This is a genomic window from Streptomyces sp. NPDC001153 (assembly GCF_053598315.1).
Genome location: NZ_JBSFJZ010000004.1, coordinates 151478 through 176122 on the forward strand (window position 1 = coordinate 151478; position 24645 = coordinate 176122).

Genomic DNA, 24645 nt, shown 5'->3' on the forward strand with positions numbered 1-24645 from the left:
CACGGCCTCAACCATCCATGCCTCTTTGCCCTTTATACAGGTAGACCTACCCGACACCTGAAGGGCCCCCGCATGCCCCGCATTCCCACCTGCGTCCTGACCGACACTTCTCCGGCACAGGTCGACGACGGTCACGCCGTGGACCGTTTCGTCGAGATCGGCTCCTTCACCAAGGTGCTCACCGGTACGGCGCTCGTGCGCATGGCCGCCGCGGGCCTGCTCGACGTGGACGACCCGGTCGAACGCCGGCTCCCCGCCGCCCCGGGCACCGGCATCACGCTGCGGCACCTGGCCGAGCACACCTCCGGGCTGCCGCGCCTCCCGCCCGGCACCGGGCGCCGGGATCCGTACGCCGCGTTCGACGGCACCGCCCTGCACCGGCTGCTCGGGCGGCTCGACCAGGTCGTGGTCCGGCCGCCGGGACAGCAGGAGGAGTACTCCAACCTCGGGTACGCCGTCCTCGGCGCGGCCCTGGCCCGCGCGGCCGGTGCGCCGTACGGGGAACTGCTCGCCGAGCACGTGCTGCGACCGCTGGACGTCCATGAGGTGAGCGCACACCCCGACCCGGACCGGCGCCTGCTGGCACCCGGTTTCCTCGGCAGGCCCCGCAGGCCCTGGACCATGGACGGGGCGATCCTTCCGGCGGGCGGTCTGTGGGCGACCCCGCGTGCGGTCGCCGATCTGCTCGTCCGGCTGGTGCTGGAGCGCCGGCTGGGGGATCCCGCTCCCTCCTGGCAGACGGCCGGCCCGCTGCTCTGGCACAACGGCGCGACCCGCCACGCCTCGGTCTTCGCCGGGGCCATGGCGGACGGCCGCTGGGTGGTCGTCCACCGGCTGGGCGGCAGCCCGGAGGCGACCGACCAGGCCGGCATCGACGTCCTCAGGGGCGCCGGTTCAAGCGCCTCCTGACCGGTTCAGGTCAGGCGGGTTCCGTCTCCAGCGGCTCCAGCAGTCGCTTCGGCTTCAGCAGGGCCCTGCTGACCGGGTCCGCCGGGTCGGGGTCGAGGCCGGGGCCCGGCACCATGACCACGTCCGCGACGGGTACGACGACCCCGCAGGCGCGGCACTCGTCGTAGGGCCCGAGGTCCGCGCCGCAGTCGGCGTGCCGGAAGTACCGCAGCTGTGTCTCGGTGAAGTGCTCGCGGCCCCACAGTCCGAGGGCGCGCAGGGTGGGCCACAGGGCGATGCCGCGCTCGGTGAGGACGTACTCGTCACGCGGCGGCGACTCCTGGTACCGGCGCTTCTCGAGGATGCCCTCGGCGGTCAGGGTCTGCAGGCGGGCGGCCAGGACGGCGCGCGGGATGCCGAGGTGGACCAGGAAGTCGTTGTAGCGCCGCACGCCGTAGAGCGCGTCCCGCACGACGAGCAGCGTCCAGCGCTCGCCGACGATCTCGAGCGCGCGGGCGATCGAGCACTCCTGTGTCGCGTAGTCCTTGCCCAGTGCCATGCCGTCCACTGTAGCCACTTTCCGACTTCTTGGTTCGGTGACCGAACCGACAGTGTTACGGTGGCGGAGCCAGGTCAGTTCAATGACCGAACCGTGAGTCGGTCACCCGAGTGATCCATCGGTTGACCGCTTGATCCGCACAGCACCACAGGCCCCGGAAAGACAGGACCACGCCATGACCGGGCTCGACTCCACCACCACCCCCGCCGCCGCATCCGTACGCGAGGCGACCGTCCGGGACGCCCCCGCACGCCCCCGGGCCACCCTCGCCCTGACCAGCGCGGCCACCGCTGTGGCGCTGATGACGTACACGGCCCCGATGGTCACGCTCCCGGACACGGCGGCCGCCCTGCACACCCCGCTCTCCGGCCAGGCCTGGCTGCTGAACGGCACCCCGCTCGGCCTTGCCGCCCTCCTGCTGGTGGCCGGCAGCCTCGCCGACGACTACGGCCGCCGCCGGATCTTCCTCGGCGGCACCCTGGCCCTCGGCATCACCACCGCCCTCGGCGCCTTCACCACCTCCACCTGGCAGTTCACCCTCGCCCGCATCGCTCAGGGCGCGTCGAGCGCGGCGATCCTGGCGAGCAGCCTCGGCCTGCTGGTGGCGGCCTTCCCCACCCCCCGCGGCCGGCTGCACGCGACCGGCGTGTGGGGCGCCTTCGTCAGCGGCGGCATCGCGGTGGGCCCGCTGGTCGCGGGCGCGCTGCCGACCTGGCGGGTGGCGTACGGCGTCCTGGGCGCCGCCGCCGTCGCCGTGGCCGCGCTGGGCACCCGGACCCTCGCCGAGTCCCGCGCCCCGCGCGGCGGCCGCCCGGACGTCCTCGGCGCCCTGACCTTCGGCCTCGCCCTGGTCGCCCTGGTGGCGGCCCTGACCCTGGGCCGCGACGGCTGGCTCCGCGCACCGGTGGCACTGCTGCTGGCCGCCGCCGTCCTCCTGATCGCGCTCTTCGCCGCCGTGGAACACCGGACCGGCACGCCGATGATCGACCTCGGCCTGCTGCGCCACACCCGCTTCCTGGCCTCGGCCGCCGGCGGACTGTTCACGGGCCTCGCGGTGATCGGCATGTTCAGCTTCCTGCCGGCCCTGCTCCAGCAGACGCTCCACCTGTCCCCGATCAACACGGCCTGGCTGTTCCTGCTCTGGTCCGGCCTGAGCTTCGCGGTGGCCCTCCAGGTCAAGCACCTGGCCGGCCGCATCGCCCCGCGCACCCAACTGGCCGTCGGCTTCGCCCTGCACACGATCGCCGTCCTGACCCTGCTCGGCACCGTCGCCTCCGGCTCCTGGACCCGGCTGCTGCCCGGCCTGATCATCGGCGGTGTCGGTAGCGGCCTGCTCAACGGCGCGCTGCCGCTGCTCGCCATCGAGTCGGTCCCGCGCGAACGCGCCGCGATGGGCTCCGGCGCCCAGCAGACCTTCCGCTACATCGGCTCCTGCGCCGGCGTGGCCCTGACCATCGCCCTCGCCACGTCCACCGGAAACCTGGCCCACGGCGCGAACATCGCCCTGCTGGTGTCGGCGGGCCTGGCGGCGGTGGGGGCGGTGAGCGTGATGGTGCTGCGGGAGCGGGCGTAGCGGCGCGCTCAGCAGGCTGCGCGAGGTCCACTGCGGTTCGGCAGCACCCCGAAGGGGCGCGGGGCTGTGCCGATACACGGCTCCGCCGCGTGGGACGCGACCAGCCCCGATGACGCCGCAGCCGGACCGACGGGAGGCCGCGGCCGACCGACACGGGACGCCGCAGCCGACCGACACGGGGCGCCGCAGCCGACCGACGGCACATCGCGGCACTTCCGGCGGAGCGCTCAGCGGGGCCGCATCGACACCAGCTTCCCCCACACCACCATCCGGTAGCGCGAGGTGAACTCGGGGGTGCAGGTGGTCAGGGTGATGTAGTAACCGGGCTGGTCGTACCCGTACCGGGGCCGGACGAGCGAGCGCGGGATCGACCGGACGACCCCCGAGTCCAGGGCGGACGTCTGCGGCAGGATCTGGTCGACGTCGTACGTGTACGTCGCCGTCCGCGTCTCCACCTCGATGTCGTCCCCGCGCCGCAGCCGGGGCAGGTACCGGAAGGGCTCGCCGTGCGTGTTCCGGTGCCCGGCGAGCGCGAAGTTGCCCGCCTGCCCCGGCTGCTGGGTGCCCCGGTAATGGCCGACGTACCCCTTGTTCAGCACATCGGCCTTGCTCACGCCCTCGGCGACGGGAACCCGCAGCCCGAGCCGGGGGATGGTGAGCACGGCGTACGCCTGGGACTGCCGGGGCAGACTGACGGGCACGTACGACCGCTGCGGCGCACGGGACTCGGAGGGATCCGGGGTCGATGCGGGGGCGGGACCTGAGCCGGAGGAACCGGGCGACAGGCCCGCACCACCATCGCCGTACCCCTCCTGCCTCCACTCCCGCTCCAACGCCTGCACCTGCCGCTCGGCGCCGCGCCGGGCCTCCCGGTTGGTCCACCACAGCTGGTGCACGACCAGCAGCATGAGCAGCACGCCGACGGTGACCAGCGCCTCGGCCCCGCCCCACAGCGCGCGCCGCCGCCGGGCACGCCGACGCCGATCGCTGTGCCGTACGACCCGCACGCCCGACCATGCCGGCATCCGCACCCACCTCCATGGGCCTCCACGGGGCCGCCCGCAGGGTAGGTGCAACGGGCACAACTGGCCAGAGCGGCAAGCGAACCAGCCTCTCCGGCAGACTCCCCCGGCGCGCGCCCTGCGGCTTCCTCAACCGGTTTTATAAACCACTGTCAGAACCCTCGACAGCCCCACCCGCCACCCCCGATGCTTCCTGCTGCCGGAGCCGCAACAGAAGAGGGCGGAGACAGCGATGATCCGACGCAGAACACTGCTGGCCGCGGCGGGCGGCGCCGCCCTGGGCAGCGCCCTGGCCACGGGCACGGCCCGGGCGGACGCGACGACGACCATCAACCCGTCGGTCACCTACGGGACTTGGGAGGGCTGGGGCACCTCGCTGGCCTGGTGGGCGAACGTCTTCGGAGCGAGGGACGACTTCGCCGACATCTTCTTCACGACGAGGACGACGACGTACAGCGGGACGTCACTCCCCGGCCTGGGCCTGAACATAGCCCGCTACAACCTGGGCGCCTGCAGCTGGAACAGCGTGGGCGGCGAGTCGATGACCGCCTCCCCCGACATCCCCTCCTTCAAGCAGATCGAGGGCTACTGGCAGGACTGGACGAACGAGGACCCGACGTCCTCGTCCTGGAAGTGGACGGCGGACGCGAAGCAGCGCGCGATGCTGCAGAAGGCGACCCGACGAGGCGCCATCAGCGAGCTCTTCGCCAACTCCCCCATGTGGTGGATGTGCCTCAACCACAACCCCTCCGGCGCCTCGGACGGCGGCAACAACCTCCAGTCCTGGAACTACCGCCAGCACGCCTCCCACCTGGCGTCGGTGGCCCTGTACGCGCAACAGAACTGGGGCGTGACCTTCACGACGGTGGAGGCCTTCAACGAACCGTCCTCCTCCTGGTGGACGGCGACGGGCACCCAGGAGGGCTGCCACATGGACGCGACGGTCCAGGCGGCCGTACTGCCCCATCTCCGCAGCGAGTTGAACAAACGAGGCCTGACGGCGACGAAGATCTCGGCGTCGGACGAGACGAGTTACGACCTGGCCCGCACCACCTGGAACTCCTTCTCGTCGACGACGAAGGGCTGTGTGGACCGGGTGAACGTGCACGGCTACCAGGGCTCGGGCGGCCGCCGCGACCTGCTCTACACGGACGTGGTGACGACGGCGGGCAAGGCCCTGTGGAACTCGGAGACGGGAGACGCCGACGCCACGGGCCTGACCCTGGCCGGCAACCTCCTCTACGACTTCCGCTGGCTGCACCCCACGGCCTGGGTCCACTGGCAGGTGATGGACCCGAGCGCCGGCTGGGCGACGATCGCGTACGACGCGAGCACCCTGCAGCCGGGCGCGGTCCAGACGAAGTACTACGTACTGGCACAGTTCACCCGCCACATCCGCCCCGGGATGACGATCCTGGACACGGGAGCGAGCTACGCGGCGGCGGCCCTGGACAGACAGACGAAACGCCTGGTCATCGTGGCGGCGAACACCTCCTCCTCGGCCCAGACCCTGACCTTCGACCTGTCCCGCTTCTCCTCGGTGACCGGCGGCTCGGGAGGCCTGGTCCCCCGCTGGAACACGGTGACGACGGGCGGAGCGGACCTCTACACCCCGCACTCCGACACCTACCTCTCCGGCAAGACCCTGTCGGTCCCCTTCGCGGCGAAGTCGATCCAGACGCTTCAAGTGGACGGAGTGACGGCGTAGGGAGAGCGGAGGGAAGCCGATGAACTGGCCTTACTCCCTCCTGTCACCGCTCGGCAGTACGGTGTCCCCCATGCGCCCCGACACGCCTGCCGAGAACGTCGACCACACCGCCGAAGCGGCACGCCTGGAGCGGACCGCCGGACTGTATCCCGAGGACGCCGAGGCCCTGCTGCTGCGGGCGGCGGCCCACCTGGAACTGTCCGGCGACCGCCCCGCGGCCACCGCGCTCTACGACCGCCTGCTGTCCGCCGACGACGGCCTGGAGAACCCCGCCCTGGTCCGCGCCCTGAAGGCGTCGAACCTCTGGGAGTACGGCCACGAGGCGGAGGCGAGGGCGATCATCGAGGGCATCCGCGTGGCCGCCCCACGCGACCCGGCCCCCTGGTTGATCATCGCGGAGTCCCTGGAGTCACACGACGAGCTGGAGACGGCGGCGGAGACCTTCACGGAGGGGGCGAGCCTGCTCCTGCCGGAGGGGGACGACACGGAACCCGCACCCGCCACCCACCCCCTCCTCTACGGCCGCCACCGCGTCCGCCGCATGCTGGGCCTGCCCCACGACACCTGGGACACCCTGGCGGACACCCTCCACACGTCCCCCGTGTCCCTGGACGAACTCCACGACCCGAAGCGCGTCTGGTCCCTGGGCTCGGAGAACCCGGCCGAACTCCAGGCGGAAATCACCCGCCTCCAAGCCGAACTCGGCGCCTACAGGGAGGCCCTCTCCCGCCCCTTCCCGGTAGCGGTCCTCCACTGGCCGGCGGGGGAGCTGACGGAACTCCTGTCGGCCTACCCGACCCTGGCCGTGGAGTACCCGTCCCACGAGACCCACCTCGCGACCATAGAGTCGTCCCTGCGCGAGCTGTCCGCCTCGGGCACGGGAAACCTCGGCATCGTCACGGGCACGGTCCCGTCCTACGAGGCCTTCGCGGCGTCGGAGGGCTCGTCCCCGGCGGACACCGCGCTCCTGCCGCAGTATGCGACGACGCTGGCGGCGCGGGGGCGGGCGGTTGCCTGGCCGCCGCGGCGGGGGGCGGAGTGTTGGTGCGGGGCGGGGCGCGGCTACGGGGACTGCCACGGCACGACTGCCTGACGCACGCAGCCACACAGAGACCGAAGGCCACCGCCCACTACGGCGTGCCCCCACTCGGCGTACGCGCGCCCAGCCCCGCCCCACTGCACAGCCAACCCCGAGGCCACCCCACCTGGTCCGCCCGCTTTCCGGGCCGCTCGCTCGCTTCTTCCCTGTGCTGGAGCGGGCCGGGTCAGGGGTGGCCCGCAGGGCCATCGGCGCAGCCGACGCGGAACGGAGCGCAGCGGAGCGCAGCGCCCTTGACGCGGCCTGCGGAAGCACGACACTGATCAAGAAGCGGGCGGCCTCACCGCCACTGAAGGACGCCGGTGCCCTGATTTCGGTACGCGACCCTCTCCTGTCAGTGGCTGCTGTTAGAACTGATCCATATCGGCGCGCAAGGTCGCGCACAGCATGAGGGATCAGGGGGGCAGCCGTGGCAGAACGGGTGGGCCGATCAGAGCCGATCGCTGGCGTCTACGAGAAGCTGATCACGCATGACGTACGCGACGAGTTGGAGCGATTCGAGGCGGCTGGCTGGAAAGCCATTGACGCCGAGGTCAGCTCGGAGTCCGCTCCCCATGTCCTGGCTCGCTACATCGGTGAAGCTGTCGGTCGAAGGTTGGCTGACGTTCCCGCCGAGGATCGCGTCGAGGTCGCCAACCGCATCCTCGAGGCAGTGACTGCCACAAACGCTCCCGAATCGAGCAATGCCGACGCTGTCAGCTCCATCATCGAGGGACCGCGACAACTTCTGACTCTCGCGCGGCAGGAGGCTCCGGGCGCGTACGCCTTGCGCCCCTTGACACCTCTATCCGAGACGTCGCTCATCACCAACTCCCCAGAGGACCTCAGCCTCGGTGCCGAGCTCAGGGCGGAGCTGGCTACGGCAGACCGCATCGACCTGCTGTGCGCATTTGTGAAGTGGTATGGCATCCGTGTCTTGGAGGACTCACTGCGCGCCGCGAGGGAAAGGGGGGTGCCGATACGCGTCATAACGACCACCTACATCGGCGCCACCGACCGTCACGCGCTCGACCGCCTGGTCCGGGACTTCGGTGCCACGGTCAAGGTCAACTACGAGACCCGTTCCACTCGACTGCACGCCAAGGCCTGGCTGTTCAGGCGAAAGACGGGCTTCGACACGGCGTATGTCGGCAGCTCCAACCTTTCGAAAGCGGCGCTGCTCGATGGTCTGGAGTGGAACGTACGACTGTCGTCCGTCGCGACACCTGCCGTCCTGAACAAGTTCGAGGCAACCTTCGACGCCTACTGGAACGACACCGCCTTTGAAACGTACGATCCCGAGCTCCACGGCGGTCGCCTTGATGAAGCGCTGGCCCGGGCGAGTGGCGCCAACGCCAGCACCGACCTGAGGATCAGCCTTTCTGGTCTCGAGGTACGTCCCTTTCCCCACCAGCGGGACATGCTGGAGCGGCTCACCGTCGAGCGGGAGCTCCGTGGACGGCATCGGAACCTTCTTGTCGCGGCGACTGGCACCGGCAAGACGGTGATGGCCGCCCTCGACTACCGCAGTCTTTGCAGCAAGTCGGAGGGTGGTCGACCGAGACTGCTGTTCGTGGCCCACCGCAAGGAGATCCTCAAGCAGTCCCTGCGTACCTACCGGGAGGTACTGGATGATGCTTCCTTCGGAGAGCTGCTACACGCAGGGCAGGATCCACGCGAGTGGCAGCACGTCTTCGCCAGCGTGCAATCACTCAACGTTCAGCGCCTTGAGCAACTGGCACCGGATCACTTCGACATCATCGTCATCGACGAGTTCCATCACGCCACAGCCGCCACCTATAGGCGCGTCATCGACCACTTCACGCCGAAGGAACTGCTGGGCCTGACGGCCACCCCCGAACGAATGGACGGCCTCAACGTCCAGGACGAGTTCTTCGACGGCCGGATCGCCGCTGAGATGCGGCTCTGGGAAGCCCTGGAGAACGACCTGCTCTGTCCCTTCCACTATTTCGGCATCCCCGACGGCACGGATCTGACGAACCTTGGCTGGCAGAAGGGTTCGTACGCTGACCAGGAGCTCGGCAACCTCTACACGGGGAACCACGCGCGTGCCCGGATCGTGGTGAAGCAGATCCGGGACAAGGTCTCCAACCCAGGCGCCATGCGGGCACTCGGCTTCTGCGTGACGAAGGCACATGCACACTTCATGGCGGACTTCTTCCGAAAGGCCGGCTTCGAGGCAGTGGCGCTTGACAGCGACTCGCCCTCCGAAGTGCGCTCCCAGGCCTTGTCCGACCTCCGCGACGGAAAGCTCCAAGTGATCTTCTCCGTCGACCTGTTCAACGAAGGCCTCGACATCCCTGACGTCGACACGCTTCTCCTCCTACGCCCCACCAACAGCGCCACCGTCTTCCTCCAACAGTTGGGTCGGGGGCTGCGACGCACAGAAACGAAGCCCGTACTCACCGTCCTCGACTTCATCGGGCAGCACCGGGCCGAGTTCCGCTTCGAGGAACAGTTCCGAGCCCTGACCAACCTGTCGCGGAACCGACTCCTTGATCACATCGAGCACGACTTCCCCCAGCTGCCGTCCGGCTGCCAGATCATCCTGGAGGGCAAGTCGAAAGACCTCGTCATCGACAACCTCCGGACCCAACTGGGTGCCACGGTGAAGACCCTGATGAAAGAGGTCAGGGCCTACGGCACGCCCTACCTCGGCAGTTACCTTCGGGAAAGCCGCCGGGAGATCAAGGAGCTGTACAAAAGCGACAACTCCTGGACGACAGTGCTGCGCCGCGCCGGCCTCATCGACGAACCCGCACCCTCGGGAGAGGCTGCACTACTCAAGCGGGTCCATGCCTTCCTGCACGTAGACGACCCGGAGCGCGCGGAGGCCTATCTCCGGCTCCTCCAGGACGACGCTCCGGCATACGAGGAGCTCAGCCCCACTGACCAGTCGTACGCCCGCATGCTGTTCTTCAACCTTTGGGACAACGCAGGCGGCTTCACCAGCTATCAGGAAGGCCTGGATTCGCTGCGGGACCAGCGGGCGTTCCGGGACGAACTACGACAGGTGATCTCACACGTCATCGAGCAGGCCGACCACGTCCCCATCCCGCTCTCCGCCCCCCTTAGCCATGTCCCGCTGAAGGTTCACAGCGCGTACAACCGATCCGAGATCCTCGCCGCCCTCGGCGTGGCTCGCTTCGGCGGCCAGATGCCTCGCTCCTTCGCCCAGGGTGTGCAATGGGTCGAGGAACTCAAGACCGACGCACTCCTCATCACGCTGGAGAAGAACGAGAAGGACTTCTCGCCCACCATCCGGTACAAGGACTACGCGTTGAGCCCGATGCTCTTCCACTGGGAGTCCCAGAACTCCACGGCCGCCAACTCCCCCACCGGGGTGCGCTACCAGCAACACAAGGATCGCGGTAGCCACGTCCTGCTGTTCGTACGGCGCTACAAGAACACCGACATAGGCAAGTCCCAGCCGTGGATGCTGCTCGGCCCGGCCGCCTACGAGGACCACACCGGCAGCAAACCGATGGCGATCACATGGCGCCTGACGCATGAACTACCCGCCGACGTGTGGACGTACTCGGCCATCACGGCGAGCTGACCTACACGTCGATCAGCGAGTCTCAACGTCGGCTTGGAAGTGAGTCTGGGCCCGCTCCAGCACCTCGTCCGGGTCCCGGCCGTGTGCCCCGAGCCAGTACAGGAGATCGGCGATCACGTTGATCGCCGCCTCCTCGGCCACTGCCGTGCCCAGCCGCCCAAGCTTCGTTCCTGTCGGCAGCTCCGTCACATCGGCGTACAACCCGAGAACGTTCGCCGCCCGGGTTACGCGAGGGCCTGTGGTATGCCCATCAGCGGTCTTGAGATTCGTGCGGAACTCGCACCAAGTCGCCTTGCGCCCAGGCGCAAGGTCGACGCCCCAACGATCGGTGATTGCCTCGATGAGGGCCATGCCACGCCCTGTCTCGGCATCCGCATCTACGTCCGTCAGCGTCGGGAGGGCTCGGGGGTCGGGGTCCTGGACTTCGATGCGCAAGCGAGTCCCGCTCATGGAGACCGCAAGGGTACTCGGGGTACCAGGGCCCACGTGCTTGATGACGTTGGCGACGAGCTCGCTGACGCACAGTTGCGCGGCTTCGCTGAGTTCGTGCAGCCCCCAACGTTCAAGGTGAATCCGCAGGATTCGCCGCAGTGCGGCTGCTTCTTCCGCCTCAGCCAGAAACGGCAGCTTCCATGCCCTTCGGGGCATACAACCCGTGCAGTCCACGACGTACTTCGCTCCCTCGCCCACAGTGCCGGTGACGCTCTGAGCGTCAAGTAACCTCACAGCTACCGAGTGTGGCGATGAGACTTCCAAAATGGAACTCTCATCCCCTGCGAGCAGGAGCGCGCTGCCACACAAAGCGCCCCGGCGTGCACCACCTTGCAGTACTCCAGCGGGGTCGAGGACGATCTACCGCGTGAACAGGAAGGGCTGGAGGCATGGCAGTTGGACCCACCACACGTAGGCGCCAACTGGGAGCTGACCTGCGTCGGCTCCGAGAGTTGAGAGGGCTAACCCTGGAGGAGGCCGGAGCGAGCGTCGGTATCTCCAAGGCGACGCTCAGCCGGTACGAGACGAAGGAAGGCACGGTCAAGTGGCCGGCTGTCGACGCGCTCTGCCGTGTGTACGGCGCCACAGACGAGGAGCGTATGGCGCTGGTTGAGCTAGCCAAGGGCGCCAAGATCCAGGGATGGTGGCGTTCACTCGCTGATCCCATCCCTGAGTCGATGAACCTCATGTTGACTCTCGAAGACGAGGTCGTACGCGAGGACCACTACGCCTGCATGTACATCCCCGGCCTACTTCAGACCCGAGAGTACGCCGAAGCCGTACACCGAGCCTCGGAGGTGCAGTGCCCCGAGCGTGAGGTCCAGCACATGGTCGATATCCGCATGAAACGTCAGGAGTTGCTGGACCGCGAAGAGCCACCGCACATCTGGTGCGTGATCGACGAGGCTGCCATCCGCCGCTTGGTCGGCGGCCGAGAGGTCATGCGACAACAGTTGGATCACCTGCTCACCCAGTCACAACGGCCGCACGTCACGATCCAGGTACTACCGTTCGCACGGGGCGCGCACGCGGCGGCCGTAGGCAGCTTCGCCGTCCTGCGCGGGCAAGCTCGCGAACTCGACGTGGTGTACGTAGACCTCATCGGCGGCGGCCTCTTCATGGAGAAGCCACAGGAACTGGACCGTTATAAGTTGGCGTTCGAGTACCTCAGCGCTCAAGCACTCGACTTCGAGTCGTCAGCGGAACTCATCGAGCGGATCAGCAGGGAGCCTTGATGGCAGCCTCGTCACAACTTCACTGGTTCACGTCCTCTTACAGTGGTGGCAGTGGGACCGAGTGCGTGGAGTGTGCCTACACAGACAACGACACCCTCATACGCGATTCAAAGCGAGGGGACGACTCAGTGATCAGGGTGCGACCTGTCACATGGCGCGCCTTCATACGAGCCCTGGCGCACAAAGCGCCGAGATAGGAACTAGCGGAAGAAGGGGCCCGGCGATCTGCTCAGGGCCCTTCAGATCGCTACCAGCTCGACTACGTGCTGAGTTGTTGAAGCCTCCATTGGAGGATGCGCTCAAGCCCTGAAAGGCTCAGAGACCTTGACCTCCACACCGTGATCAACCACGTGTTTGGACAGGTCGTATCTGTACTTTAGGCATGAGGAATTTCCTGACGCTACGTCTAGGCTGGGAGATATTCCCGGATTGGGGGCCGGTCTCCGTGCGCACCGCCGGGGGCGGCGGTAACGTGGACAGCCTAGATCCTGCGGCACTTCTCCATCGAACCGCTGGGCACAAGAAACGAGGCACGGTGGCCGACTTGATGAGTCCGCCGTGTCGTGGAGACGGCTGGAACGCAGGTGCTGTCGAGTGGACTTGGGGGAGCGGATGAAGCTGGAGCCAGAGCCCAGCGCTCCGAGTGGCGTCCAGGATGAACTCGCCGCTCTTGAGCGGAGAGCTACTCGCCTGCGCTACTTCCTCCCAGCGATCCCCACAGGGCTGATTCAGACACCCGAGTATATGCGTCACGTCATGACGCAGACGTCAGCCTCGGGGGCAGGGGACGTCGACCGAGTCATCGCGTTGAAGCAGGAACGGCAGGCCGTACTCGACGACCCTGAAAAGCAGTTCGGGTTCCTATTGACCGAGTCGGCGATCCGGTGGCAACTGTGCGAGCCCGCCGTCATGGCCCGGCAGATCGAGCATCTCGTGTCGCTCTCGCGTCGTCCGAATGTGGATGTCAAGGTGCTTCCGCTGTCGGCTCGGGTCCCCGAGGTACCGTTCAACACGTTCACCGTCTACGACACGACTCTGGCGACGTTGGAAGTCTTCACCGGGCGGGTCGTGGTCCGCGAAGCGAAGGACGTTGAGCACTACAGCCGGCTCTTCGACGTGTTCGCCGAGCACGCGTACGCCGGTGACACGGCGCGGCAGTTGCTCAGCGACTGGGCGGAGACCTCCTCGGCGTCCGGATAGTCGGGCTGGCAAGTTCTGGCAAGCTGCTGTCCCGCGGGGCACCGTGTCGGGCACGCTCTGGCACACGGATCGTCGCCTACGACGGAGGTGGACCCCATGGCCCTGCGTAAACTCGGCAAGGACCCGGAGAGCCCGAGCGGCGGCTCCCCAACGGTGTATCTGGACGACGAGAAGGACACCTATCTCGTGCAGGGATGGAAAGTGCTGGACGAGGAACGGCTCGGCCAGATGGACATCCCCGGCCATGAGTCCGTGGTGGAGATCCCGCGGCGCATGGTCCAGTTCTTCCTGGAGGTACAGCGTGACCACGGTTCCGACGTTTGAGGAACTGTTCCGTGACTGCCGCGAGTCGGCAGTGCATCTGGAGATGCGGGACTCCTACATGAAGTCGGACCCGGCGTACATCGACTGGGATGCCGGCGCGGCGATCGACCCCGCCGAGAGGTGGGCGGACTGGCTCGCCCTGGTCTCCGAGGCAACGTGCCGAGGAGTGAAGGTCCGCCGCGCCCGGATCGTGTCCGAGCCGGTGAGCAAGTACATCCGCTTCGAGCACGAGGTGACCGACGGCCTGAACATCGCCGCAGGCGAGGAAGTGCGCTGGCTGCCGCGCAGGAAAGCCACGGGTATCGCCCTTCCCGGCAACGACTTCTGGTTGTTCGACTCGTCCCTGCTGCTCGTGAACCACTTCGATGGCGAGGGCGAGTGGCTGGAACCGTCTCTCAACACCGACCCCCAGGAGATCAAACTGTGCGCGGGCGCCTTTGAGGCGGTGTGGGAACTGGGCATTCCTCACGCTGACTACCAACTCGCCTGATCGGCGCGGGTGGAGTCCGACGCAACGCCATGTCGTCCCCTTCCTCCAGCGTCCACGAAGCCCGTAAGGCTCTCGGCCAACGTCTGCGCGAGATCCGGCTCGACGCCGGGCTCACCGCGCGGGCGTTGGCTGGTCTTGCCGGCTGGCACGAATCCAAATGCTCCCGGTATGAGAGCGGGGCTCGAACTCCTTCTGAAGCCGACCTTCAGGATTGGGCATTGCACTGCGGAGTGCCGCATCTGGCCGCCGATCTCGTGACGACGGCCCGCGGTATCGACGGCATGTACGTCGAGTGGCGCCGCATGGAGCGGTCTGGATTGCGTCACGCACAAGAGTCCGTCGTTCCGCTTTGGGAACGCACCCGTCGCTTTCGCATTTACTCGTCCTGGCTCATTCCGGGCCCGGTGCAGACGGCCCCCTACATCGAGGCTCTACTGAAGTCGATCCGGGAACGCCGTCAATTGACCGACGACGTGGAAGAAGCGGTGCACGTCCGCGTCGCCAAACAGCACGTCATTCACGAAGGCGACCACAGTTTCGCAATAGTGCTGGAGGAGGCCGCCCTGCGCTACCGCATCGGCAGCCCTGAGGTCATGGCCGGGCAGCTCGGCCACCTGCTCACCTCCGCTTCCCTCCCGTCCGTCTCGCTCGGGATCATCCCGCTGACCGCCGACCGGTCGCGCATCTGGCCCGTTGAGGGCTTCTTCCTCTACGACTGCGAGGTCGCCAACGTCGAGCTGGTCTCCGCGCATCTCACTGTGACGCAGAGCCACGAGATCGACTTGTATGCGCAGACTTTCGCGGCGCTCCAGGAGTTGGCCGTATACGGCTCGAAGGCCCGCGAGCTGATCACGTCGGCCATCGACGCGCTCGGGTGATCCCCGGCAAGTTCTGGCACGTTCGTTGAGGGCCCACCCGGCCGCTTTCTAGCGTGATTCACATGGCGGAAACGGTGACTCCGGACGTGGGTGAGCTCGCCTACGACACCAACCGGAATCGTGTCGGCGAGGTCATGGGAAACCAGGCGGGACGGGTCCTGCTACGCCTCTTCAGTGGGGGTATCGAATGGGAAGCGAACCCGGACGAGCTGCGGTCGGCCGACGCCGATGAACGCCTGCGTGCACGCGTGAACGAGATGAACGCGAGGCGGTTCTGATGCCCACCGCACCGACCACGCTCGTGTGACCAATGCACGGATCCCCACTCCCAAACTCCCGCCCCAGATGGGCGGAGGCGGTCAGTCATGGCCGCGATCAGTTGAGCAGGAAGGTGCAGTGATGTTGGACGGAAACAAGCTGTATGGGCTCGACATCAGCGGGGCTTCGTTCGTGAAGGCCTGCGGAGGTCCCTGTACGGAGGGATGCGTGACGCTCGCCCGGATCGGCGACGACGCCTGGGCGCTGGGTGACAGCAAGCGGCCGGATGCGGAGCCGTTGCGGTTCACCACGGAGGAATTGGCGGTGGCCGGCATCGATCCGGCGAGGTTCGGGCTGCGCGTCTGATGCCCCTGGCCGGTCCCGGCTGTCCCGGCACCCGTGCGGAGGCCGGTGCCGGGGCCGGTCCCTCTCGTCTCCGACACCCGACAGGAACGACTGGTGCACTACCACGGCTATCTATGGGTCGGGACGAAAGAGCGTTTCGACCAGGAGGCACTCCGGCGGCCTCCGTATCCCGAGCCGCCGCCGGGCGGCAGCAAGCCCGAGTTGATCCAGCGCTATCGGGAGGTCGCAGCGGAGTTCCCGACCGTGGATCTCCCTCCGCTGGAGACGGCGTACTGGCTCGTCAAACCGTCTTCCTTGGTGCGTGACACGTGGGATGAGGCGAAGGGCGCCGCCACCTGGATCGGGGCGTGCGTGGCCGCGTACGCGGGCCGGTTCGCCTCTGGCCGGGAGCGTGACCTCCTCGATCTCGCTGCGCTGGTCAACTCGGCGGCTGAGAAGTTGAGTTCGGGTAGTGACGTATCGCTCGGGTTCTACCTCGAGCGCCCCTCGTACCTGTCGCTTGCCGTGGTGACGTGTTCTCCGAACCGGTCCAAGCCCGAGCTGACCTGCCCCGTTGGGTGATCAGCGGGTCGGACGTGCCGTTCGCGACGCGTTGCCGTAGGGCCGCCCGCTGCCTGGGCAGCGTCGTGCCTCCGCGAGCCGGGTCAAGAGCAGGTTCGTTGCCTCGGGTACCCGGGGTGGGCCAAAGGCGGTGGTGGGGAGTGCGCGGTGGGTTGTTCGACGTGCGTTGCCCCTGGCGGTGACGGAGGTGACGGTGGGTCAGCTTGAGGGCGCGGACCGGGGAATCGGGGTCTCGGTCGCGACCGCGGGATGCCGGTTCGTAATGCGTCGATTACTCTACGCGGTCACAGGACCGGCGCGTCGCCGTTCGCCTTGGCGGATTTGCACATAATCTCCGTCACTGACGGAAGTCGATCTGTCACAGATCGTATCCACCACACGCGATGGAGATGAAATGCACAAGCTTCACAAGGCTGCCGTCCTGGTCGCCGCTCTCGGGAGCGTCGGACTTCTGGCCTCTGGCACCGCCTACGCCGGCGGCCAGGGCGGGGGCGGCGGGGGCAGCAGCGTCCTGCAGAGCTCCAACTGCAAGTCGCACGACCTCAATGTCGACGTCCTCGGTGAGGTCGGGATCCTCAACGGCGTGCTGGGCAACGCGCTCAACGGCGAGGGCGACCCGGGCGCGCAGGACACCCACATCGGGTCGACGATGGGCTGCAGCAACAGCGCCTTCTAGAGGGCGGTTCGGTACCCCCCTGACGGCGGAAAGCGGCGGCCGGCCAGCTTCCGGTGGGCCGGCCGGCTCGCCCGCCGACGGCACGGGAGATGCGTGGCGGCCTTGCAACGTGTGGATGCGTGCGAGGTCGCCACGCCCCGACCGTGTCCGGCACGGCGCTCTGCGTCCACGGTGAGCCGCGTTGACCCGCGGGTGCCGCAGACACCCGCATCCCCGTGAGAGACAGAGCACCCGACCAAGCCCCCCATGACGACGGCGAGTTCCGTGGGGGGCTTCAGTCGTGCTGTGCCGTGCGTACGGCTGTGGGGACAGAACTCTCCGCCGGAGACTTGACAAGATCCGACTCAGGTGAGGAGAGCATGATCGGCTGCGCGTTAGCCTCAGGCCGGACATCGCGCAAAAGCGGAGCAGGAGGAGGCAGTTGTGGCGAGGGTTCCCAGTGCAGTGGTGGCCGCCACCGGGCTTGTCGGTGGGTATGGCGTGGCCCGGTGGACCAAGAAGCGGCAGCTCGGTGGGGCCGTGCTGGCCGTCGCCGGGGTCACCGCCGCTCAGCAGTGGCGCCGGCAGGCCGGCGGGAAGGCCGCCGGTGCGCTGAGCGCCGCCTACGTCGCCGCGTTCGCCGGCTCGCACCCGCTCGCCAAGAAGGTCGGCGCCTGGCCGTCCGTCCTCGGTGTCGCCGGTGCCGTCGCCCTCGCCTCCTGGGCCGTCGCCGACCGCAAGGCCTGAGCCGACCCCGGCGGCAGGCCCGGGCGGAGCATCCCGGCCGGCACCCCCGTCCCCCTCTACACCGCCCCCGCCCTGAACGCCCTCCGGTACGCCTGCGGGCTCGTCCCCACCACCCTCCGGAACCGCTCCCGGAAGGCCGTCGGCGAGCCGAAGCCCGTCTGCGTGGCGATCCGTTCCACCGGGTACGGCGTCGTCTCCAGCAGATGCTGCGCCCGCCGTACCCGCGCCCGGTGCAGCCACTGCAACGGCGTCGTGCCGGTCTGCTCGCGGAAGCGGCGGTTGAGGGTGCGGGTGCTCATGCCCGCCCGGGCCGCGATCTCGTCCACCGTCATGTCGCGGTCGCAGTGGTCCTCCAGCCAGTGCAGCAGCGGCTCCAAGGTGGCACCCGACGGCGCCGGGGGCAGGTCGTGGACGATGAACTGGGCCTGGCCGCCCTCCCGTTCCAGCGGCATCACCGACATCCGCGCCGCGTGCGCGGCGACCGCCGAGCCGAAGTCCTTGCGGATCATGTGCAGACACATGTCCAGCGCCGCCGCCGCGCCCGCCGACGTCAGGAACTGGCCGTTGTCGACGTACAGGACGTTCGGGTCGACCGTCACCTCCGGGTGCCGCGCCGCCAGTTCCCCCGCCGCGTACCAGTGCGTCGTCGCGCGCAGGCCGTCCAGCAGGCCCGTCGCCGCGAAGAGGAACGCGCCCACGCAGATCGAGGCGATCCGGGTGCCGTTCGCGGCCGCCGCGCGCAGTGCCTCGGTCACGCCCGGCGGCAGCTCCTCCGGCGGTTCCGCCACACCCGGCAGGATGATCGTGTCCGCCTCCGCCAGCGCCTGAAGGCCGTACGGCGCCCGCACCGTGAAGGCCCCCGCGCTCACCTCCCCCCGCACCGCGCACACCCGCACCCGGTACGGCACCCGGCCGTCGGGCAGCCGCGCCCAGCCGAAGGTGTCGATGGGGGCGGAGAGGTCGAAGGGGATGACTCCGTCCAGCGCCAGTACGGCCACGGTGTGCATGGCGGGATCCTATGGCTACGACGGATTACCGCCAACGCCGCCCACCAATGCCCATCAGCGCTGATCAGCCCACCGGCTCCGTAACAGCGGACACCCCTGCTCCACTCCCCTGCTCCACTCCCCTGCTCCCTCCGCGTGGCGGGAATCCGTTGGATCATGGCACTTCCGCCACTTCTGCAAGATCCGGCCGCCGCCTACCGTCACCGCGTGACCAAGTTCCTCCTCGCCGTCCACGTCCTCGCCGCCATCGTCGCCGTAGGCCCCGTGACCGTCGCCACCAGCATGTTCCCGCCCGCCGCGCGCCGGGCCCTCGCCGCGCCCGGCACTCCCGGAGCCACCGGCACTCCCGGAGCCACCGGGACCCCCGATGTCACCGGCACGCTGCACCTGCTGCACCGCATCTGCCGGGTCTACGCCCTCGTCGGCGTCGTCGTCCCGGTCTTCGGGTTCGCCACCGCGAGCGAGATGGGCGTGCTCGGGAGCGGCTGGCTGATCGTGTCCATCGGGCTGACCGCTCTCGCCGCCGTCGTCCTGGCCGCGCTGGTGCTGCCCGCCCAGAGCGCGGTGGTGGAGGGCAGGGGCACCGACCCCGCGCGGCTCGCCATGTTCACCGGGATGTTCAACCTGCTGTGGGCCACCGTGACCGTCCTGATGATCGTGCGGCCCGGCTCCACGACAGGGGCCTGACGGCCTCACCCCCTTACGGGGTGCTCGGGGTACTCGGCGTGCTCGGCGTGCTCGGCGTGCTCGGCGTGCTCGGCGTGCTCGGCGTGCTCGGCGTGCTCGGCGTGCTCGGCGTGGCCCGGCTCGCCACCACCGTCAGCGGGCGGGCGATGTCCTCCAGGGAGCGGCGCTCCGCCCGTACGGCCAGGACGGCGGCGACCAGGCCCGCCGCGCACATCAGGGCCGCGCCGATGGAGAAGGCCAGCACCGTGTCGCCGACCTTGCCCGTGCCGGTGAGGTCGGCGAACAGCAGGGGGCCGCTGATGCCGCCGGCCGCCGTGCCGAGGGCGTAGAAGAAGGCGATGGACATCGCCCGCGTCTCCATCGGGAAGACCTCGGACACCGTCAGGTACGCGCTGGAGGCGCCCGCCGAGGCGAAGAACAGGACCGCGCACCAGCAGGCCGTCAGCGTTCCCGCGCTCAGCGAGCCCTGGTCGAACAGCCACGCCGTGCCGAACAGGAGCAGGCCCGACAGCAGGTAGGTCGAGGAGATCATCACCCGGCGGCCCACCGTGTCGAACAGCCTGCCCAGCAGCAGCGGACCGCAGAAGTTGCCGACCGCGATCACCGCGAAGTAGTAGCCGGTGTGCCCGGAGGGCACGTTGAAGAACCTGGTCAGGATCGCGCCGAAGCCGAAGGTGATCGCGTTGTACAGGAACGCCTGGCCGATGAAGAGGGAGAAGCCGAGAACGGCCCGCCTGCGGTAGTGGCCGAAGACCGTGCGGGCGATCTCCCGGAACGTCACGCTCCCGCGCTGGTGGATCTCCAGCGCCTCGCCCCGCGGCTCGGGCAGCCGCTCGCCCTTCTCCTGCTCGATCTGCCGCTCGATGCCACGGACGATCTCCTCCGCCTCCCGGTCCCTGCCGTGGATCAGCAGCCAGCGCGGGCTCTCCGGGACGTGCCGCCGTACCAGGAGGATGACCAGGGCCAGCACGGCGCCCAGGGCGAAGGTCAGCCGCCAGCCGACGTTCCTGGCCAGCAGATCCGTGTCGAGCGCCACGATCGACAGCAGCGAGCCGCCCACCGCGCCCAGCCAGAAGCTGCCGTTGATGATCAGGTCGACCCGGCCGCGGTGGGCGGCCGGGATCAGCTCGTCGATCGCCGAGTTGATCGCCGCGTACTCACCGCCGATGCCGAAACCGGTCAGAAAGCGGAACAGGAAGAACCACCAGGCCTCCCAGGAGACGGCGGTGAGGGCCGTCGCCGCCAGGTACACCCCCAGGGTGATCATGAACAGCCGCTTGCGGCCGAAGCGGTCGGTCAGACGGCCCCAGAAGAGGGCGCCCGAGCAGGCCCCGGCCACATACAGCGCGGCGGCCGTTCCGGTGATCTGGCCCGAGGTGATCGACACCCCGCTGCCCGGCTCGGCCAGCCGGCCCGCGATGGTGCCGACGACCGTGACCTCCAGACCGTCCAGGATCCAGACCGTCCCCAGGCCGATCACGATCGTCCAGTGCCAGCGGGACCAGGGCAGACGGTCCAGCCGGGCGGGGATGTCGGTGGTGATCGTGCGGCCCGTCCGCGGCGACGGCGCCTCGGCTGCAGCGCTCATGCGCTCCCTCTCGTCGAAGGACGTCCCCCCGCACGGGCGGGGACGGCATCACGGGTGCCCCCGACCCGCGCAGCCACTCGGAACCGGCCCCGCTCAGGCGCCCAGCGTCCGCGTCACCGCATAGATCAGCAGTCCCGCCAGTGATCCCACCACCGTGCCATTGATCCGGATGAACTGCAGGTCGCGGCCGATGTGCGCCTCGATCTTCCGGGTGGTGTGCTCGGCGTCCCAGCCCGCCACCGTGTCCGTGATCAGCGAGGTGATCTCCGCGCGGTACGTCGTCACCACATGCACCGCCGCGCCCTCCACCCAGCTGTCCACCTTCCCCTGCACCTTCGGCTCGGTCGCCATCCGCGCCCCCAGCGACAGCAGCGCGCGCCGCACCCGCATCCGCAGCTCGCTCCGCTCGTCCTCGGCCGCCGCCACCACCATGGACCGTACGGCCGTCCAGGCCGACGCGATCAGATCCTGCACCTCACCCCGGCCCAGCACCTCCCCCTTGAGCCGCTCCACCCGCGCCCGGGTGTCCGTGTCGGACTGCAGATCGGAGGCGAAGTCGGTGAGAAAACGGTCCAGCGCGCCACGCGCCGGATGGGACGGCATGTCCCGCATCTCGGTGACGAACCGCAACAGCTCCTTGTAGACCCGCTCGCCGACCTTCCGGTCCACGAACCGCGGCGTCCACCCCGGCGCACCCCCCTCCACCGCCACCATCACGTCGTCCCGGTGCAGCACCAGCCAGTCGTGCGCCCGCGCCACCACCAGGTCCACCGCCCGCCGGTGCCCGCCGTCGGCCACGACCTTCTCCAGCATCTTGCCGATCCCCGGAGCGATCTCCTGCATGTTCGCCCGCCGGGTGATCGCCTCACCCACGACCGCCTGCACATCGGAGTCCCGCAACACGGTCAGCGCACCCCGCAGCGCCGTCGCCAGCTCCGCCGTCACCCGGTCCGCGTGCGCCGGCTCCGCCAGCCACGCCCCGAGCCGGCTGCCGATACCGACCGCGCGCAGCCGCTGCCGTACGACGTCCTGGGACAGGAAGTTCTCGCCGACGAACTCACCCAGCGAAACACCCAGCTGGTCCTTCTTCGTCGGGATGATCGCCGTGTGCGGAATGGGCAGCCCCAGCGGATGCCGGAACAGCGCCGTCACCGCGAACCAGTCGGCCAGCGCGCCCACCATGCCCGCCTCGGCGGCCGCCGCCACATAGCCCGCCCACGGCCCGGCACCCTCCTGCGAGGCGAGTTTCGCCAGGGCGTAGACCACCGCCACGAACAACAGCAGACAGGTCGCCGTGACCTTCATGCGCCGCACCCCGCGCCGGCGCTCCTCGTCGGCCGGGGTGAAGGCCGTCATCGTCTTGTACGACACACCCCGCGCCGGCGCTGCTTCCGTCTCGGTCGGTTCCATCGGCTCCACCCGTTCAGCTCCACCCGCTCGGTGATCCCGATCGGTGATCCCGCACACAATTGTCCCTTCCTGACCGACTCCCGGAACGGAACAAGAGTTCCCGGCGTCTGTCAGAAAAGGGATGTGGGCAGGGCCCTGACAGCTCTCCCCACCCCATGCCGCATCATGGGCTCATCAAGATCGGAGCCTCGGGCTCCCCTCCCCGAGGAGAGCAAGACAACCGTGACCAGGCGTCATGGCTATGCCGTACTCAGTGCGCTCATCGCGCTGGTCGTAGCCCTCTCCGCCGCCATCTACCTCACCGTGGCGGCCGACGACGGCACCCCGCGCGGCACCCTCACCGACGACCGCCCCCACCACGGCTCCTCCGTCGCCCCCGCCTCCACCGGCACCTGGGTCGGCGCCTGGTCCGCCTCCCCGGTGGGCGGCGAACCCGGCACCGAGACCGACGGCCTCACGGGCCGCTCCGTGCGCAACATCGTCCACACCAGCACCGGCGGCACGAGCGCCCGCATCACGCTCTCCAACCTCTACGGCAGCGAACCCCTCACCATCACCCACGCCACCATCGCGCTCTCCGCCGGCGACGGCACCGCCGCGGCCGACCCGGACTCGATGCGCCGCCTCACCTTCGACGGCGCCACCGACGTGGTCATACCCACCGGCGAACAGATCGTCAGCGACGCCGTACGCCTCACCGTCCCGCACGACAGCGACGTCCTCGTCACCACCTACTCCCCCACCCCCTCCGGCCCCGTCACCTACCACCCGCACGCCCGGCAGACCTCCTACGTCGCCGACGGCGACGCCACCGAGGACGCGACCGGCACCCCCTACACCCAACAGACCCCGCACTGGCGGTACTTGACGGCCCTGGACCTCCTCAGCAACGAAGCCGACGGCACCGTCGTCGTCTTCGGCGACTCCATCACCGACGGCGTCACCTCCACCATCGGCGCCAACCACCGCTGGCCCGACATCCTCGCCGACCGGCTGCGCACCGCGCTCGAAAACGGACGGCAGGTGCCCCGCTACAGCGTCCTCAACGAGGGCATCAGCGGCAACCAGGTCCTCACCGACGGACTCGGCCGGCCCGCCGAGAACCAGAGCGGCCTCGGCCGCTTCACCCGCGACGCCCTCACACACCCGGACGTCAAGGCCGTCGTCATCGACCTCGGCGTCAACGACATCCTCCGCAACCCCCGCCTCGCCGACCCCGACAAGATCATCACCGGCCTGCGCACCCTGGTCCGCGAAGCCCACGCCCACGGCCTGAAAGTCGTCGGCGCCACACTCATGCCCTACCAGGGCCACCGCGGCTGGACCCCGGCCCGCGAGGCGGTACGACAGCAGGTCAACGCCGAGATCCGGGCCGGCGGGGTCTACGACGCGGTCGTCGACTTCGACAAGGCCCTGCGCGACCCCTACGCCCCCCGCCGCCTCCGCCCCGACTACGACTCCGGCGACCACCTGCACCCCAGCGACCTGGGCTTCGCCAGGATGGCCGCGGTCTTCGACCTGACCACACTCCAGGGTGCGGGACAGGCGGAACTGTAGGTACGGGCGAGGGACACCGGCGGGACGACCGGGATACTGACTGGCATGACCCGCTTGATCCTCGCCACCCGCAACGCCGGAAAGATCACCGAGCTGAGGGCCATCCTCGCCGAGGCCGGACTCCCCCACGAGCTCGTCGGCGCCGACGCCTGCCCCGACGTCCCCGACGTCAAGGAAACAGGTGTCACCTTCGCCGAGAACGCCCTGCTCAAGGCCCACGCCCTCGCCCAGGCCACCGGCCTGCCCGCGGTCGCCGACGACTCCGGCCTCTGCGTCGACGTCCTCGGCGGCGCCCCCGGCATCTTCTCCGCCCGCTGGTCCGGCCACCACGGCGACGACAAGGCCAACCTGGAGCTCCTCCTGGCCCAGCTCGCCGACATCACGGACGAACACCGGGGGGCCCACTTCGCGTGCGCGGCGGCCCTGGCACTGCCGGACGGCCGGGAGCGGGTGGTCGAGGGCCGCCTGAGGGGCGTGCTCCGGCACACCCCCGCCGGCACGAACGGCTTCGGCTACGACCCGATCCTCCAGCCGGAGGGCGACACCCGGACCTGCGCCGAGCTGAGCCCGGAGGAGAAGAACGCCATCAGCCACCGGGGGAAGGCGTTCCGGGCGTTGGTGCCGGTGGTTCGGGAGCTGTTGGGCTGAGAGTGGAGGAGGGGCCGCCTGGACGGACGGCCCCTCACGTGTGCGGTCGGTGGGACTCGAACCCACACGGGATTTCTCCCACGGGCACCTAAAACCCGCGCGTATCGCCTATTTCGCCACGACCGCCCCAAAAC

At 69.0% G+C, this 24645-nt stretch carries 25 protein-coding genes and 1 tRNA gene; 19 read left to right on the top strand and 7 right to left on the bottom strand.

All coding sequences use genetic code 11. The features are described from left to right. Positions 1–72 precede the first annotated feature (72 nt). Positions 73–909, top strand: a complete 837-nt coding sequence (locus ACWDEN_RS05965) for a serine hydrolase domain-containing protein (RefSeq protein WP_450857497.1) — start codon at positions 73–75, stop codon at positions 907–909. A gap of 10 nt (positions 910–919) precedes the next feature. Here ACWDEN_RS05965 and ACWDEN_RS05970 read toward each other — a convergent pair whose 3' ends face one another. Then, on the bottom strand, positions 920–1447 hold the full coding sequence (locus ACWDEN_RS05970; protein ID WP_450857499.1) for a winged helix-turn-helix transcriptional regulator: 528 nt from the start codon (positions 1445–1447) through the stop codon (positions 920–922). Positions 1448–1622: 175 nt separating this feature from the next. Between ACWDEN_RS05970 and ACWDEN_RS05975 the strand changes: the two genes are divergently transcribed. Beyond that, positions 1623–3020 carry an MFS transporter gene (locus tag ACWDEN_RS05975; protein ID WP_450857501.1) on the top strand — a complete coding sequence of 466 codons (1398 nt, stop codon included), beginning with the start codon at positions 1623–1625 and terminating at the stop codon, positions 3018–3020. Positions 3021–3247: 227 nt separating this feature from the next. Here the strand turns inward: ACWDEN_RS05975 and ACWDEN_RS05980 are convergent, their stop codons facing one another. Next, the gene (locus tag ACWDEN_RS05980; RefSeq protein ID WP_450857503.1) at positions 3248–4045 is read right to left on the bottom strand and encodes a class E sortase; all 798 of its coding nucleotides are present in this window, start codon (positions 4043–4045) and stop codon (positions 3248–3250) included. Between the two features lie 229 nt (positions 4046–4274). Between ACWDEN_RS05980 and ACWDEN_RS05985 the strand changes: the two genes are divergently transcribed. The 3 genes from ACWDEN_RS05985 (at position 4275) to ACWDEN_RS05995 (ending at position 10408) form a co-directional block, all read left to right on the top strand. Then, positions 4275–5750, top strand: coding sequence for a beta-1,6-galactanase (locus ACWDEN_RS05985; protein WP_450857505.1), 1476 nt, complete (start codon positions 4275–4277; stop codon positions 5748–5750). Positions 5751–5820: 70 nt separating this feature from the next. After that, complete coding sequence (locus ACWDEN_RS05990; protein WP_450857507.1) at positions 5821–6843, top strand: SEC-C domain-containing protein; 1023 nt, start codon at positions 5821–5823, stop codon at positions 6841–6843. Between the two features lie 415 nt (positions 6844–7258). Continuing rightward, positions 7259–10408 carry a DUF3427 domain-containing protein gene (locus ACWDEN_RS05995; RefSeq protein ID WP_450857509.1) on the top strand — a complete coding sequence of 1050 codons (3150 nt, stop codon included), beginning with the start codon at positions 7259–7261 and terminating at the stop codon, positions 10406–10408. A gap of 12 nt (positions 10409–10420) precedes the next feature. On the opposite strand, the gene ACWDEN_RS06000 is transcribed toward ACWDEN_RS05995, so the two are convergent. Further along, positions 10421–11056 carry an ATP-binding protein gene (locus ACWDEN_RS06000; RefSeq protein ID WP_450857645.1) on the bottom strand — a complete coding sequence of 212 codons (636 nt, stop codon included), beginning with the start codon at positions 11054–11056 and terminating at the stop codon, positions 10421–10423. A gap of 233 nt (positions 11057–11289) precedes the next feature. Between ACWDEN_RS06000 and ACWDEN_RS06005 the strand changes: the two genes are divergently transcribed. From ACWDEN_RS06005 to ACWDEN_RS06055, 11 genes are all read left to right on the top strand, one after another. Next, positions 11290–12135 (top strand): helix-turn-helix domain-containing protein, encoded by an 846-nt coding sequence (locus ACWDEN_RS06005; RefSeq protein ID WP_450857511.1) that lies wholly within the window; start codon positions 11290–11292, stop codon positions 12133–12135. Continuing rightward, positions 12135–12332 carry a DUF397 domain-containing protein gene (locus tag ACWDEN_RS06010; protein ID WP_450857513.1) on the top strand — a complete coding sequence of 66 codons (198 nt, stop codon included), beginning with the start codon at positions 12135–12137 and terminating at the stop codon, positions 12330–12332. Before ACWDEN_RS06005 ends, ACWDEN_RS06010 begins: the two co-directional genes overlap by 1 nt. A gap of 397 nt (positions 12333–12729) precedes the next feature. Continuing rightward, positions 12730–13335: a DUF5753 domain-containing protein gene (locus ACWDEN_RS06015; RefSeq protein ID WP_450857515.1), complete on the top strand. Its 606-nt coding sequence runs from the start codon at positions 12730–12732 to the stop codon at positions 13333–13335. Positions 13336–13431: 96 nt separating this feature from the next. Continuing rightward, a complete protein-coding gene (locus ACWDEN_RS06020; RefSeq protein WP_450857517.1) occupies positions 13432–13659 on the top strand; it encodes a hypothetical protein in 228 nt (75 codons plus the stop codon). Further along, positions 13637–14149 carry a DUF6879 family protein gene (locus ACWDEN_RS06025; protein WP_450857519.1) on the top strand — a complete coding sequence of 171 codons (513 nt, stop codon included), beginning with the start codon at positions 13637–13639 and terminating at the stop codon, positions 14147–14149. The genes ACWDEN_RS06020 and ACWDEN_RS06025 overlap by 23 nt, the downstream gene beginning before the upstream one ends. Before the next feature lie 29 nt (positions 14150–14178). Next, positions 14179–15027, top strand: a complete 849-nt coding sequence (locus tag ACWDEN_RS06030; RefSeq protein WP_450857521.1) for a helix-turn-helix domain-containing protein — start codon at positions 14179–14181, stop codon at positions 15025–15027. Between the two features lie 62 nt (positions 15028–15089). Next, entirely contained in the window at positions 15090–15305 is a 216-nt protein-coding gene (locus tag ACWDEN_RS06035; protein ID WP_450857523.1) for a hypothetical protein, read from the top strand. 121 nt (positions 15306–15426) lie between these two features. Further along, entirely contained in the window at positions 15427–15651 is a 225-nt protein-coding gene (locus ACWDEN_RS06040) for a DUF397 domain-containing protein (protein ID WP_351614009.1), read from the top strand. 93 nt (positions 15652–15744) lie between these two features. Then, positions 15745–16212, top strand: coding sequence for a hypothetical protein (locus ACWDEN_RS06045; protein ID WP_351614006.1), 468 nt, complete (start codon positions 15745–15747; stop codon positions 16210–16212). Between the two features lie 394 nt (positions 16213–16606). Then, the gene (locus ACWDEN_RS06050; protein ID WP_351614004.1) at positions 16607–16888 is read left to right on the top strand and encodes a hypothetical protein; all 282 of its coding nucleotides are present in this window, start codon (positions 16607–16609) and stop codon (positions 16886–16888) included. 423 nt (positions 16889–17311) lie between these two features. Continuing rightward, a complete protein-coding gene (locus ACWDEN_RS06055; RefSeq protein WP_351614001.1) occupies positions 17312–17614 on the top strand; it encodes a hypothetical protein in 303 nt (100 codons plus the stop codon). 56 nt (positions 17615–17670) lie between these two features. Here ACWDEN_RS06055 and ACWDEN_RS06060 read toward each other — a convergent pair whose 3' ends face one another. Continuing rightward, a complete protein-coding gene (locus ACWDEN_RS06060; protein WP_351613999.1) occupies positions 17671–18621 on the bottom strand; it encodes a GlxA family transcriptional regulator in 951 nt (316 codons plus the stop codon). Between the two features lie 207 nt (positions 18622–18828). On the opposite strand from ACWDEN_RS06060, the gene ACWDEN_RS06065 reads away from it, so the two are divergent. Beyond that, complete coding sequence (locus ACWDEN_RS06065; RefSeq protein WP_450857526.1) at positions 18829–19308, top strand: hypothetical protein; 480 nt, start codon at positions 18829–18831, stop codon at positions 19306–19308. Positions 19309–19321: 13 nt separating this feature from the next. Here the strand turns inward: ACWDEN_RS06065 and ACWDEN_RS06070 are convergent, their stop codons facing one another. Beyond that, positions 19322–20896 (bottom strand): MFS transporter, encoded by a 1575-nt coding sequence (locus ACWDEN_RS06070; RefSeq protein ID WP_450857528.1) that lies wholly within the window; start codon positions 20894–20896, stop codon positions 19322–19324. Between the two features lie 93 nt (positions 20897–20989). Beyond that, on the bottom strand, positions 20990–22306 hold the full coding sequence (locus tag ACWDEN_RS06075) for a DUF445 domain-containing protein (protein ID WP_351613991.1): 1317 nt from the start codon (positions 22304–22306) through the stop codon (positions 20990–20992). Between the two features lie 222 nt (positions 22307–22528). On the opposite strand from ACWDEN_RS06075, the gene ACWDEN_RS06080 reads away from it, so the two are divergent. Both ACWDEN_RS06080 and rdgB read left to right on the top strand, forming a co-directional pair. Further along, entirely contained in the window at positions 22529–23863 is a 1335-nt protein-coding gene (locus ACWDEN_RS06080; protein WP_450857531.1) for an SGNH/GDSL hydrolase family protein, read from the top strand. Positions 23864–23908: 45 nt separating this feature from the next. Further along, positions 23909–24511 carry an RdgB/HAM1 family non-canonical purine NTP pyrophosphatase gene (gene rdgB / locus ACWDEN_RS06085; protein WP_450857533.1) on the top strand — a complete coding sequence of 201 codons (603 nt, stop codon included), beginning with the start codon at positions 23909–23911 and terminating at the stop codon, positions 24509–24511. A 41-nt stretch (positions 24512–24552) separates the two neighbouring features. Here rdgB and ACWDEN_RS06090 read toward each other — a convergent pair. Beyond that, positions 24553–24637, bottom strand: a tRNA-Leu gene (locus ACWDEN_RS06090). Positions 24638–24645: the final 8 nt, after the last annotated feature.

Bases quoted from the DNA above. Each gene is read 5' to 3' on its own strand.
- ACWDEN_RS05975 (WP_450857501.1), top strand. From the start codon at position 1,623: ATGACCGGGCTCGACTCCACCACCACCCCCGCCGCCGCATCCGTACGC.
- ACWDEN_RS05970 (WP_450857499.1), bottom strand. From the start codon at position 1,447: ATGGCACTGGGCAAGGACTACGCGACACAGGAGTGCTCGATCGCCCGC.
- rdgB (WP_450857533.1), top strand. From the start codon at position 23,909: ATGACCCGCTTGATCCTCGCCACCCGCAACGCCGGAAAGATCACCGAG.
- ACWDEN_RS06030 (WP_450857521.1), top strand. From the start codon at position 14,179: ATGTCGTCCCCTTCCTCCAGCGTCCACGAAGCCCGTAAGGCTCTCGGC.
- ACWDEN_RS05990 (WP_450857507.1), top strand. From the start codon at position 5,821: ATGCGCCCCGACACGCCTGCCGAGAACGTCGACCACACCGCCGAAGCG.
- ACWDEN_RS06035 (WP_450857523.1), top strand. From the start codon at position 15,090: ATGGCGGAAACGGTGACTCCGGACGTGGGTGAGCTCGCCTACGACACC.
- ACWDEN_RS06060 (WP_351613999.1), bottom strand. From the start codon at position 18,621: ATGCACACCGTGGCCGTACTGGCGCTGGACGGAGTCATCCCCTTCGAC.
- ACWDEN_RS06005 (WP_450857511.1), top strand. From the start codon at position 11,290: ATGGCAGTTGGACCCACCACACGTAGGCGCCAACTGGGAGCTGACCTG.
- ACWDEN_RS05980 (WP_450857503.1), bottom strand. From the start codon at position 4,045: ATGCCGGCATGGTCGGGCGTGCGGGTCGTACGGCACAGCGATCGGCGT.
- ACWDEN_RS06070 (WP_450857528.1), bottom strand. From the start codon at position 20,896: ATGAGCGCTGCAGCCGAGGCGCCGTCGCCGCGGACGGGCCGCACGATC.
- ACWDEN_RS05965 (WP_450857497.1), top strand. From the start codon at position 73: ATGCCCCGCATTCCCACCTGCGTCCTGACCGACACTTCTCCGGCACAG.
- ACWDEN_RS06020 (WP_450857517.1), top strand. From the start codon at position 13,432: ATGGCCCTGCGTAAACTCGGCAAGGACCCGGAGAGCCCGAGCGGCGGC.
- ACWDEN_RS06010 (WP_450857513.1), top strand. From the start codon at position 12,135: ATGGCAGCCTCGTCACAACTTCACTGGTTCACGTCCTCTTACAGTGGT.
- ACWDEN_RS06000 (WP_450857645.1), bottom strand. From the start codon at position 11,056: ATGCCCCGAAGGGCATGGAAGCTGCCGTTTCTGGCTGAGGCGGAAGAA.
- ACWDEN_RS06040 (WP_351614009.1), top strand. From the start codon at position 15,427: ATGTTGGACGGAAACAAGCTGTATGGGCTCGACATCAGCGGGGCTTCG.
- ACWDEN_RS06050 (WP_351614004.1), top strand. From the start codon at position 16,607: ATGCACAAGCTTCACAAGGCTGCCGTCCTGGTCGCCGCTCTCGGGAGC.
- ACWDEN_RS05985 (WP_450857505.1), top strand. From the start codon at position 4,275: ATGATCCGACGCAGAACACTGCTGGCCGCGGCGGGCGGCGCCGCCCTG.
- ACWDEN_RS06075 (WP_351613991.1), bottom strand. From the start codon at position 22,306: ATGGAACCGACCGAGACGGAAGCAGCGCCGGCGCGGGGTGTGTCGTAC.